This window comes from Ruegeria sp. HKCCD6647-2, assembly GCF_057221075.1.
In genome coordinates this window covers 345,849-357,163 of record NZ_JBWVBD010000005.1, presented here as the reverse complement: position 1 = coordinate 357,163, position 11,315 = coordinate 345,849, and the positions used below count along the sequence as shown (strand labels likewise).

Annotated in this window: 16 protein-coding genes; all 16 read left to right on the top strand. The window is 58.6% G+C overall.

The window, feature by feature from the left end:
- Window positions 1-426: an ASCH domain-containing protein gene (locus AC2TDJ_RS15645; RefSeq protein WP_480843507.1), complete on the top strand. Its 426-nt coding sequence runs from the start codon at window positions 1-3 to the stop codon at window positions 424-426.
- A gap of 6 nt (window positions 427-432) precedes the next feature.
- Window positions 433-2,364, top strand: a complete 1,932-nt coding sequence (locus AC2TDJ_RS15640; protein ID WP_480843506.1) for an acetyl/propionyl/methylcrotonyl-CoA carboxylase subunit alpha — start codon at window positions 433-435, stop codon at window positions 2,362-2,364.
- A gap of 70 nt (window positions 2,365-2,434) precedes the next feature.
- On the top strand, window positions 2,435-3,289 hold the full coding sequence (locus AC2TDJ_RS15635; RefSeq protein ID WP_480843505.1) for a hydroxymethylglutaryl-CoA lyase: 855 nt from the start codon (window positions 2,435-2,437) through the stop codon (window positions 3,287-3,289).
- Between the two features lie 9 nt (window positions 3,290-3,298).
- A complete protein-coding gene (locus AC2TDJ_RS15630; protein WP_480843503.1) occupies window positions 3,299-4,081 on the top strand; it encodes a crotonase/enoyl-CoA hydratase family protein in 783 nt (260 codons plus the stop codon).
- Between the two features lie 193 nt (window positions 4,082-4,274).
- Window positions 4,275-4,640: an NADH-quinone oxidoreductase subunit A gene (locus tag AC2TDJ_RS15625; RefSeq protein ID WP_209504455.1), complete on the top strand. Its 366-nt coding sequence runs from the start codon at window positions 4,275-4,277 to the stop codon at window positions 4,638-4,640.
- Complete coding sequence (locus AC2TDJ_RS15620; RefSeq protein ID WP_037307875.1) at window positions 4,631-5,164, top strand: NuoB/complex I 20 kDa subunit family protein; 534 nt, start codon at window positions 4,631-4,633, stop codon at window positions 5,162-5,164. Before AC2TDJ_RS15625 ends, AC2TDJ_RS15620 begins: the two co-directional genes overlap by 10 nt.
- An 11-nt stretch (window positions 5,165-5,175) precedes the next feature.
- A complete protein-coding gene (locus tag AC2TDJ_RS15615) occupies window positions 5,176-5,778 on the top strand; it encodes an NADH-quinone oxidoreductase subunit C (protein WP_480843501.1) in 603 nt (200 codons plus the stop codon).
- A 2-nt stretch (window positions 5,779-5,780) separates the two neighbouring features.
- On the top strand, window positions 5,781-5,957 hold the full coding sequence (locus AC2TDJ_RS15610; RefSeq protein WP_480529897.1) for a hypothetical protein: 177 nt from the start codon (window positions 5,781-5,783) through the stop codon (window positions 5,955-5,957).
- Window position 5,958: 1 nt separating this feature from the next.
- Complete coding sequence (locus AC2TDJ_RS15605; RefSeq protein ID WP_480843499.1) at window positions 5,959-6,084, top strand: hypothetical protein; 126 nt, start codon at window positions 5,959-5,961, stop codon at window positions 6,082-6,084.
- The gene (locus AC2TDJ_RS15600; RefSeq protein ID WP_480843498.1) at window positions 6,084-7,307 is read left to right on the top strand and encodes an NADH-quinone oxidoreductase subunit D; all 1,224 of its coding nucleotides are present in this window, start codon (window positions 6,084-6,086) and stop codon (window positions 7,305-7,307) included. Before AC2TDJ_RS15605 ends, AC2TDJ_RS15600 begins: the two co-directional genes overlap by 1 nt.
- The gene (gene nuoE / locus AC2TDJ_RS15595) at window positions 7,307-8,407 is read left to right on the top strand and encodes an NADH-quinone oxidoreductase subunit NuoE (RefSeq protein WP_480843496.1); all 1,101 of its coding nucleotides are present in this window, start codon (window positions 7,307-7,309) and stop codon (window positions 8,405-8,407) included. Before AC2TDJ_RS15600 ends, nuoE begins: the two co-directional genes overlap by 1 nt.
- A gap of 32 nt (window positions 8,408-8,439) precedes the next feature.
- Complete coding sequence (locus AC2TDJ_RS15590; protein WP_480843495.1) at window positions 8,440-8,661, top strand: DUF5337 domain-containing protein; 222 nt, start codon at window positions 8,440-8,442, stop codon at window positions 8,659-8,661.
- Between the two features lie 12 nt (window positions 8,662-8,673).
- Window positions 8,674-9,972, top strand: a complete 1,299-nt coding sequence (nuoF, locus tag AC2TDJ_RS15585; RefSeq protein ID WP_480843493.1) for an NADH-quinone oxidoreductase subunit NuoF — start codon at window positions 8,674-8,676, stop codon at window positions 9,970-9,972.
- A gap of 5 nt (window positions 9,973-9,977) precedes the next feature.
- Window positions 9,978-10,394 (top strand): MAPEG family protein, encoded by a 417-nt coding sequence (locus AC2TDJ_RS15580; protein WP_480843492.1) that lies wholly within the window; start codon window positions 9,978-9,980, stop codon window positions 10,392-10,394.
- Between the two features lie 59 nt (window positions 10,395-10,453).
- Window positions 10,454-10,810: a hypothetical protein gene (locus tag AC2TDJ_RS15575; protein WP_480843490.1), complete on the top strand. Its 357-nt coding sequence runs from the start codon at window positions 10,454-10,456 to the stop codon at window positions 10,808-10,810.
- A 98-nt stretch (window positions 10,811-10,908) separates the two neighbouring features.
- A complete protein-coding gene (locus AC2TDJ_RS15570) occupies window positions 10,909-11,313 on the top strand; it encodes a DUF5333 domain-containing protein (protein ID WP_480843488.1) in 405 nt (134 codons plus the stop codon).
- Window positions 11,314-11,315: the final 2 nt, after the last annotated feature.

Here is an 11,315-nt window from a genome sequence, read left to right as displayed (position 1 = left end):
ATGAGCAAAATGTTGGAAAGGGTGAAGGCCCGTTATCCCAACGCGCAAACGTTCAAGTTTGGTGACAGTCGGGTTTTGTGTGACGAGTTGTTGGCGCTGGTGCGTTCTGGTGCCAAAACGGCAACCTGCGGTGCGCTCAGGGACTATCCCGAAGGTAGCGCGGAAATGCCGGAGCCGGGCCGTCGTGACATTGCGCTGGATTGGGACGACAACCCGGCGCTTGTTATCGAAACGACCGAAATCACGATCCGCCAGTTTTGTGACGTTACCGAAGATTTTGCGTTGGCCGAAGGCGAAAACCAAACATTGCAAGGCTGGCGTGAAGGACACCGTCGCTATTTCGAGCGAAATGGCGGGTTTGATCCAGAAATGGAGCTTGTGTGCGAGCGTTTCTGCGTAGTTGAAGATTTGGCAAGGGAAGGGTGACCGCCAATGTTCAATAAAATCCTGATTGCCAACCGTGGTGAGATCGCCTGTCGGGTTATGGAAACCGCTCAGTCAATGGGCGTCTCCTGCGTGGCCGTTTACTCGGGCGCGGATGCAACGGCCAAACATGTTCAAATGGCCGATGAAGCGGTGCACATCGGCGGTGCGGCCCCTGCGGAAAGTTATCTGAAGGGCGACGTGATTATCGAAGCCGCGCTCCTCACCGGCGCGCAGGCGATCCATCCCGGCTATGGCTTTCTGTCCGAGAATCCGGATTTCGTGGATGCGGTTGAGGCCGCCGGTCTGACCTTCATCGGCCCTTCAGCAGAAGCGATCCGCAAGATGGGCCTAAAAGACGCCGCCAAAGTTCTGATGGAACAGGCGGGCGTGCCCGTTGTGCCCGGATACCATGGCGACAATCAGGACCCCGAGCATCTGTCGGGTGCGGCGGATGCAATCGGGTACCCTGTTCTGATCAAAGCGGTCGCAGGCGGCGGCGGCAAGGGCATGCGGCTGGTTGAACGACCGGAAGACTTCACAGCAGCATTGGACAGCGCCCGCGGCGAGGCGCGGACAGCCTTTGGCAACGACGCCGTGTTGGTTGAGAAGTTCGTCGCTAAACCCCGACATATCGAAGTGCAGGTCTTTGGCGACGGCACCCATGCGGTGCATCTGTTCGAACGCGACTGTTCGTTGCAGCGTCGGCATCAGAAAGTAATCGAAGAAGCCCCGGCACCAGGTATGACGCCCGAGATGCGTGAAGCGATGGGGCAAGCCGGTGTACGTGCCGCCGAGGCCATTGGCTACAAGGGTGCCGGCACGGTTGAATTCATCGTCGATGCCTCGGACGGGCTGCGGCCTGACCGGTTCTGGTTCATGGAAATGAACACGCGTTTGCAAGTAGAGCACCCCGTGACCGAGGCGATCACCGGCGTTGATCTGGTCGAATGGCAGTTGCGCGTAGCGTCCGGGGAAAGCCTGCCAAAACAACAGGACGACCTCTCAATCCAAGGTCACGCCTTCGAAGCCCGGCTCTATGCCGAAGACGTGCCCAAAGGGTTCTTGCCTGCGACTGGTACGCTGACTCACCTGCGGTTTCCGCAAGGTTGTCGCGCTGAAAGCGGTGTTCGCGCCGGGGACACGATCAGCCCTTGGTACGATCCGATGATCGCCAAGGTCATCGTATACGGACCGACGCGCGCTGTTGCGCTGGAAAAACTGAACCGTGTATTGCGGCAGACTGAAGTTGCGGGAACCGTCACAAACCTGGCGTTCCTCGGCGCGCTTACGCGACACGCGGGATTCGCAGCGGGCGATGTGGATACCGGGCTGATCGGAAGGGATCTGGATGGGCTGGTTGAAGAACCTTTGCAGTCATTGACGGCCTGTGTGGCCGCGGCGATGACGGCTTTGGGGCTTGTGGAATGCAATGAAGAGACAGGGTTTTCCTTATGGGCCCCTTTGCATCGCGCCGTTCAGTTGAAAAGGGACGTCGATATCATCGATCTTGACGTTCAGGTCGACGGGCCCAACCGTCAAATCTGGCAAATCGGTACCGAAATGGTGCTTGCCGAGCGCCAAAACGCGCGCTGGACGATTGCCGGACAACCCATGCCGCAGGTTTCGATAAGTGGCGCCGAAATCACCGTTTTCGAAGCCTATGGATTGTCGTTCGAAGTCATTGACCCGCTCGACAGAGACGCCAGTGCAGCTGGTGATACCAATGTGATCGAAGCCCCCATGCCCGGTCTGGTCAAGGCCGTCTTCGCCTTGGCTGGGCAGGCAGTGCAGGAAGGTGATCGGCTGGCCATTCTGGAGGCGATGAAGATGGAGCATTCCCTGCTTGCCGCCCGCGATGGGGTGGTCGCTGAAGTGCTTGCCGAGGCCGGCGCGCAGGTTGAGGCTGGCGCGGCTCTGGTTCGACTGGAAGACGAGTGATCTGTTCCGGCTATATCACCCGTGGCACAGTCGAGCCATCGGTGGCTTAGAAACTAGGAGAAGCACAGAAATGGATGAACGGGTCGAGATTTTCGAAGTTGGTCCGCGCGACGGATTGCAGAACGAACAGCGTGAAATCCCTGTGGCCGAGAAAGTCGCGCTTGTGGACTGCCTCAGCCGCGCCGGGTTCAACCGGATCGAGGTTGCGAGTTTCGTGTCTCCGAAATGGGTGCCGCAGATGGCCGGCAGCGCCGACGTTTTGGCTGGTATCACGCGAGCGGAAAACGTGCGCTACGCCGCGCTGACGCCGAATATGCGCGGATATGAGGATGCTCTGGCCGCCAAAGCGGATGAAATCGCGGTGTTCGCGTCAGCGTCCGAAGGGTTCTCCAAGGCCAATATCAACGCCACCATCGCCGAATCCATCGAGCGGTTCACTCCGATCCTCGAAGCGGCTCGACACATCGACTTGCCCGTCAGGGGCTACGTGTCTTGTGTCACTGATTGCCCCTATGACGGACCTACTCCGCCTGAAAAGGTGGCCGAGGTGGCGGATCGGCTGTTCGCGCTCGGTTGCTACGAAGTCTCGCTGGGCGATACGATCGGGCAGGGCACACCGGACAAGGTTGCCCATATGCTGCTGGCCGTGCGTGAGCGGGTGCCTGTGACCCGGTTGGCGGGGCATTTCCACGACACGAATGGTCGTGCCATCGACAATATCGATGCCGCGCTGTCGTTGGGCGTGCGGGTTTTCGACGCAGCTGTGGGCGGGCTGGGCGGTTGCCCTTACGCCCCCGGTGCCTCGGGAAACGTGGCGACAGAAGCCGTCGTTGCGCATTTAGAGCGGCTGGGATACCGGACGGGACTGGAAATGACGGTTCTGGACCAAGCCGCGCAGATAGCGCGCGCCATGCGCAAGGGTTGAGGAGCAGATATGTTCGAAACAATCTCATTGACCGCCGATAGCCGTGGCGTTGCGACACTGACATTGAACCGTCCGGACAAACACAACGCGATGTCCGCGCAAATGATAGCCGAGTTGACCCAGGCTGCTGGTCAATTGGGGGCGGATGACACCGTGCGCGTGGTCGTTCTGGCAAGCACGGGCAAAAGCTTCTGTGCGGGTGGCGATTTGGGCTGGATGCAGGACCAGATGGCTGCAGATCCAGCCACGCGATTTGTCGAAGCGCGAAAACTGGCGGAAATGCTGAGCGCATTGAATACGCTGTCCAAACCTTTGATCGGAGCACTGCAAGGCAACGCTTTTGGCGGCGGCGTGGGGCTTGCCGCAGTCTGCGACGTGGCAATAGGTGTCGAGACCTTAAAAATGGGCCTGACCGAAACGCGTCTGGGGCTGATCCCGGCGACCATTGGCCCTTATGTCATTGTCCGTATGGGCGAAGCGCGCGCGCGACGCGTGTTCATGTCGGCCCGGTTGTTTGACGCGTCTGAGGCGGTGGATCTCGGACTTCTGGCGCGGGTGGTCCCGGTCACAGATTTGCAGAGCGCGGTCGAGGCGGAGGTTTCTCCTTATTTGTCCTGCGCACCCGGTGCCGTGGCCTCGGCCAAAAAGCTGGTGCGGACACTGGGACCGCGCATTGACGATGACATGATCGACCACACGATCCAAGCTCTTGTCGAGCGCTGGGAAACCGAGGAAGCGCAAGAGGGAATCGGAGCTTTCTTCGACAAACGAAAACCTGCATGGAATAGTTAGGTTTAACGCCTATTTCATTGACCGGGGATTCGCGAAAACTGCGGATTATTAACAATCAATGGCAAGCCCAGAATTAGCCCCCTGCGCGTTTCTGTTCGGTTGACCCTCTGACCCCGCGCGGATAGAGAATGTCCAGTCAACACGCCAATTGACGGCGCACCCTTTCGGGGCATGCGCAGGAAAGGAGCTATTCGTGGAAGACCTGTTGCGGGAGTATCTCCCGATCCTGGTGTTTCTGGCCGTTGCTGTAGGCCTTGGAATCGTCTTGATTCTTGCGGCTGTTGTACTGGCCGTCCGCAATCCGGACCCCGAAAAAGTCAGCGCATATGAATGTGGTTTCAACGCTTTCGACGATGCGCGGATGAAATTCGACGTCCGATTCTATTTGGTTTCGATTCTTTTCATCATATTCGATCTGGAAATCGCATTCCTGTTCCCGTGGGCCGTGGGCTTCCGGGACATAAGTGATGTTGGTTTCTGGTCCATGATGGTGTTCCTGGCGGTGCTGACCATCGGCTTTGCCTATGAATGGAAGAAGGGGGCCCTGGAATGGGAGTGATGACGGGCGCAAACACCGCCGGCGTCGACAAGGAAGTCGCCACCCAGGCCCTGAACGCCGAGCTGCAGGACAAAGGGTTTCTGCTCACCTCGACTGAGGACATCATCAACTGGGCTCGAACCGGATCACTGCACTGGATGACTTTCGGTCTGGCCTGCTGCGCGGTCGAGATGATGCACACCTCGATGCCGCGTTATGATGCGGAACGGTTCGGCATCGCCCCGCGCGCCTCCCCACGTCAGTCCGACGTAATGATCGTGGCCGGGACACTGACCAACAAGATGGCCCCGGCGCTGCGCAAGGTTTATGATCAGATGCCAGAGCCGCGCTACGTTATCTCGATGGGGTCCTGCGCAAATGGCGGTGGCTATTACCACTATTCCTATTCCGTCGTGCGTGGCTGTGACCGGATCGTTCCGGTGGACATTTATGTACCCGGCTGCCCCCCGACCGCCGAGGCATTGCTGTATGGTCTGATGCAGCTGCAACGCAAAATTCGCCGCACCGGCACTATCGTACGCTGAGGAGAGCGCTGATGAGCGAAGCACTCAAAGAACTCGGCGCGCAGCTTGAACTGAAACGGGCCGATTGTGTTCTGTCGTGGGATGTGACCCATGGTGAACTGAACATAGATGTGGCTCCTTCGAACCTTGTTGAATTCGTTGAGTTTCTCCGATCGGACCAGAATTGCAAATTCTCGACCTTGGTTGACATCACCGGCGTCGACTATCCCGAACGGGCCAAGCGGTTCGATGTGGTCTACCACTTCCTGTCGATGTACCAGAACCAGCGCATCCGCCTGCGGGTGTCGATCCGCGAAGAAGACATGGTCCCCTCGATCGTGGATGTACATCCCTCGGCCAACTGGTTCGAGCGTGAGGTGTTCGACATGTTCGGGATTCTATTCTCGGGCCATCCGGACCTGCGGCGCATTCTCACGGATTATGGGTTCCGCGGCTATCCGTTGCGCAAGGATTTCCCGACCACCGGCTATACCGAGGTTCGCTATGACGAGGCGCAAAAGCGCGTGGTCTACGAGCCCGTCTCGCTGGTGCAGGAATACCGTCAATTCGATTTCATGTCTCCGTGGGAAGGTGCGAACTACATTCTGCCAGGGGATGAGAAACAGGAGACCTAATCATGTTCGAGTTCCTGATCTGGATAATTCTGGTCGTTGCAACAGTCGTTCCGATGATCAAGCTGCTGCCGCATTTCGGGATCAACAAGAACTGGGCGTTTGCATGCATCATCTCTCCGGTCGTGATTGTCCTGCTGTGGATGATGGCCATGAAACTGCAAGAGATGGAGCGACGCTGACATGATGGGCGAACTGATCGTTTTGGGCGCATTGGGCGTCTTGCTTGCAGGGGCTGCTGCCAAAGCGGCCGAAGCCGAAAAGGTCCGGGTGCGGGCCGAGGTGAAAAAGAAGAAACGAGGGCGTTGATGGACGGCTCAAGATACGATGACGGCAGCACGGACGCGCTGAGCGGAGAACAGAAGATCCGCAATTTCAACATTAACTTCGGTCCGCAACACCCTGCGGCGCACGGGGTTTTGCGTCTTGTGCTCGAACTCGACGGCGAGATCGTCGAACGGTGCGACCCGCATATCGGCCTGCTACACCGCGGCACCGAAAAGCTGATGGAAAGCCGCACGTATCTGCAGAACCTGCCGTATTTCGACCGCCTGGACTATGTGGCACCGATGAACCAGGAACACGCCTGGTGTCTGGCCATCGAAAAACTGACCGGGGTCGAGGTGCCGCGCCGGGGTTCGCTGATCCGGGTTCTGTATTCCGAGATCGGGCGCGTCCTGAACCACCTTCTGAACGTGACCACTCAGGCGATGGACGTGGGTGCTCTGACCCCGCCGCTCTGGGGTTTTGAAGAGCGTGAAAAGCTGATGGTGTTCTACGAGCGTGCCTGCGGTGCACGTCTACACGCGGCCTATTTCCGCCCCGGCGGTGTGCATCAGGACCTGCCGCCGGAACTGCTGGACGATATCGAGGCCTGGAGCCACGAGTTCCCCGCCGTACTGGACGACATTGACGGTCTGCTGACCGAAAACCGCATCTTCAAACAGCGCAATGCCGATATTGGCGTCGTGACCGAAGATGACATCCAGAAATACGGATTCTCGGGCGTAATGGTGCGCGGATCGGGTCTGGCTTGGGACCTGCGTCGCGCGCAGCCCTATGAATGCTACGACGAGTTTGAATTCCAGATCCCCGTCGGCAAGAACGGCGACTGCTATGATCGTTACCTTGTCCGCATGGAAGAAATGCGTCAGTCGCTGTCGATCATCCAGCAAGCCATCGCCAAGATTCGCGATTGCCCGGGTGATGTTCTGGCGCGCGGCAAGATTACCCCGCCGAAACGCTCGGACATGAAGACCTCGATGGAAAGCTTGATCCACCACTTCAAGCTTTACACCGAAGGCTTCCACGTCCCCGCCGGCGAGGTCTATGCCGCCGTCGAGGCGCCCAAGGGCGAATTTGGCGTCTATCTGGTCGCCGACGGCACCAACAAACCCTACCGTGCCAAACTGCGCGCGCCGGGCTTCCTGCATCTGCAAGCCATGGACCACGTTGCCAAGGGCCACCAACTGGCCGACGTAGCCGCCATCATCGGCACCATGGACGTCGTATTTGGAGAGATTGACCGCTAATGCTCCGCCGTCTTCATCCCGAACAACCCGAAAGCTTTGCCTTCACCGCTGCCAACCAGCAATGGGCCGAAGCACAGATCACCAAATACCCCGAAGGGCGTCAGGCCAGCGCGGTCATTCCGCTGTTGTGGCGCGCGCAGGAGCAGGAGGGCTGGCTGAGCCGCCCGGCGATTGAATTGGTCGCCGACATGCTGGGCATGGCCTATATCCGCGTGCTTGAGGTTGCGTCGTTCTACTTCATGTTCCAACTGCAACCGGTTGGCTCGGTGGCGCATATTCAAGTCTGTGGCACCACGTCCTGCATGATCTGCGGGGCCGAGGATCTGATAGCCGTCTGCAAGGAAAAGATCGCCGCAAAGCCGCATGAACTGTCCGCCGATGGCAAGCTGAGCTGGGAAGAGGTAGAATGCCTCGGGTCCTGCACCAACGCGCCGATGGCGCAAATCGGCAAGGACTACTACGAAGATCTGACGGCCGAAAGTTTCAGTAAAATCATCGACGATCTGGCCGCTGGCAAGGTACCTACGCCGGGTCCACAAAACGGGCGTTATGCGGCAGAACCACTGAGCGGTCTTAGCAGCCTGAATGAATATGAAGCGGGCAAACCTCAGTACAATGCCAGCGTCGAGTTGGCCGTCGATTTGGGCGATACGGTCAAACGCATCGACGGGACAGAGGTTCCGATCCTGACCCCTTGGCTGGGTAAGGACGGCAAGGCTGCATCGACCAAGGCTGCGCCAAAGCCGCCAAAAGCACCGAAACCGGCCAAGCCTGCGGTGAAGCAGGCTGAGGAAGCCAAGGCCGACAAGGAAGATCAGCCTGAAACGCTGACTGCGGCGCGCGATGGTAAGGCGGATGACCTCAAATTGCTGAAAGGCGTGGGCCCGAAACTCGAGCAAACGCTGAACGAACTGGGCTTCTATCACTACGACCAGATCGCAGCTTGGACACCGGAACAGGTGGCCTGGGTCGATGCGCGGCTGAAATTCAAAGGCCGGATCGAGCGTGACGGCTGGATCGAACAGGCGGCCAAACTTGCGGCGGGTGAGGAAACCGAATTCGCCAAACGTGCCAAGGAAGACGGCACTTACGAAGACTAAACGACGGTGCCCATCCGGGGCATCGAGGTGAGATGGACAAAGACAAGGAACAGGCCATAGCCCGCAAGGGTCGACATATCGGCATTGTCATCGCTGTGACCATGCTGCTGTGGCTTGCCATGACGCTGTTCATCGGACCCGCGCTGGGAATGCCGGGGCGCTATGCGCTGCTTTTTGATCTCGCTGCGTTGGCGGGATTCATTTATGCGGGCGTTAACATTTTTCAACTCTGGCGCATGCGTCAGGACAGCTGAAGGTAATATACGATGCTGAAGGATCAGGACCGGATCTTTACCAACATCTACGGGATGCATGAGCGTACGCTGAAAGGCGCGCAAGCCCGCGGGCATTGGGACGGCACTGCTGGCCTGATTGAGAAGGGGCGCGACTGGATCATCCAGACGATGAAGGACTCGGGGCTGCGTGGGCGCGGTGGTGCGGGCTTCCCCACCGGTCTGAAATGGTCGTTCATGCCCAAGGAAAGCGACGGTCGTCCGGCTTATCTGGTTGTGAACGCCGACGAATCCGAGCCCGGCACCTGTAAAGACCGCGAGATTATGCGCCATGATCCGCATACGCTGATCGAAGGCTGCCTGATCGCGTCCTTCGCGATGAATGCGCATACGTGTTACATTTACCTGCGCGGCGAATATATCCGCGAGCGTGAGGCGCTGCAGGCGGCGATTGACGAAGCCTATGACGCGGGTCTTCTGGGCAAGAACGCTGCCGGTTCGGGTTGGGATTTCGATTTGTTCCTGCATCACGGGGCCGGGGCTTATATCTGCGGCGAGGAAACCGCTCTGCTGGAAAGCCTTGAGGGCAAGAAGGGCATGCCGCGGATGAAACCTCCGTTCCCGGCGGGCGCGGGATTGTATGGTTGTCCGACCACGGTAAACAACGTGGAATCCATTGCCGTTGTGCCGACTATCCTGCGCCGGGGCGCGGATTGGTTCGCGGGTTTTGGTCGTCAGAACAACGCGGGCACCAAGCTGTTTGCGATCTCGGGTCACGTGAACAACCCGTGTGTCGTTGAAGAGGCGATGTCGATCCCCTTTGAAGAACTAATCGAGACCCACTGCGGCGGCATTCGCGGTGGTTGGGACAATCTGCTGGCGGTCATCCCCGGCGGGTCATCAGTTCCTTGTGTTCGCGGCGAGCATATGCGTGACGCGATTATGGATTTTGACCACCTGCGCAACGATCTGGGGTCGGGCCTCGGCACGGCTGCAGTTATCGTAATGGACAAGTCCACCGACATCATCAAAGCGATTTGGCGCCTGTCGAAATTCTACAAGCACGAAAGTTGCGGTCAGTGCACGCCGTGCCGTGAGGGCACAGGCTGGATGATGCGGGTCATGGACCGCCTGGTGCGGGGAGAGGCCGAGTTGGAAGAGATCGACATGCTGTTCGACGTAACCAAGCAGGTCGAAGGTCACACGATCTGCGCCCTGGGTGATGCGGCTGCATGGCCGATCCAGGGCCTGATCCGTAATTTCCGGGAAGAGATCGAGGACCGCATCAAGGCTCAGAAGTCGGGCCGTATGGGTGCGATGGCAGCGGAGTAAGCCCAATGGAAGTCTACGCCGAATATTCACACGCGATCGCCTCTTTGGTCGTTTTCACCCTGATCGTTCTGTTCCTGTCGCCGTTCTCGGCTCTTGCCAAGGCTGGTAAGGGTCTGGCTCCGGGTGCGACGCCGGAACAGGATTATTCAGACAAGGGGTACCGCCTCAATCGCGCCTATCTGAACGGCACCGAGACACTGCCAGCCTATCTGACGGTGACCGTGGCCGCTATTTTGCTGGGGGCAAGCCCATTCTGGGTGAACTTGTTGGCCTCCGTTGCGCTGGTAGCACGCGTTGTCATGCTGGTGATCCACTTGCGCGGGCTCGGCACCCCACACAGTGGGTTGCGATCGATTTTCTATGTCGTCGGTTGGGCTTGCATGCTGATCCTTGGATTGATGGCATTGGTGGCGGCTTTCTGATGACGCGGAAGGATGCTCAAACTCGGCCTTCGGCACTGGTTGGCACGGCAGCAAGGAACATGGCCGTGACAAAACGAGCGGCATTGGTTGGCGCGGTCGTGGCCATATCTGTCGTGTCGGCCTGTGGCGGCGGTTCATCCAGTGATCGTATCCTGTTTGACGGCAAGTCTTTCCGTGCCAGCGCCAAGGCTGTAGACAAGCGGGCATCGCCCGCCGATTTTCGCGTGACCGTAAGCGGCGTATCGGCCTCATTGGATGGCGCACGCGAAGCTGGACGGTACGAAGGAACCAAGTTCTGCATCAATAATTTCGGCTCGTCCCGGATTTCTTGGGCGATCGGTCCGGATACCGATCCGCAGAACCTGCAGATTGAAAACGACAAGCTGACATTCGCAGGGACCTGCCGTCGCCCATGAACCGCGTTACTGCATATCCGCTTTCCGCTGGTGGGCTGCTATTGCATAGCAATCCAACGGGGACTCGTCTTGGGGAACCCAAGACGAAAGGAAAGCTAATGACTGCTATGAAGACGCTCGCGTTCGCCGTTGCACTGATGGTGCCTGCCGCAGCGGATGCAAAACCGCCCTTGAGGGATGTCAAAGAGATCGACAACGAACTCTATTACATCGCCATCGCAAACGAGATTTCCGATTACTGCCCGTCGATCAGCGGGCGTCGGATGAAGGCGATTGGGGTGATGTGGGGGCTGCGTTCCAAGGCGAACAAACTGGGGTATTCGGACAGGGAAATCCGGGCCTATGTGGAATCGGACGCCGAAAAGGACAGGATGCGCGCCAAGGGCGAGGCCTATCTGGCCCAGCACGGTGTTTCCTATGACAATCCCAATTCCTTCTGCACGCTGGGTCGGGCGGAAATCGAAAGAAACAGCGCCATCGGCGTGTATTTGAGAGCGAACTGAGA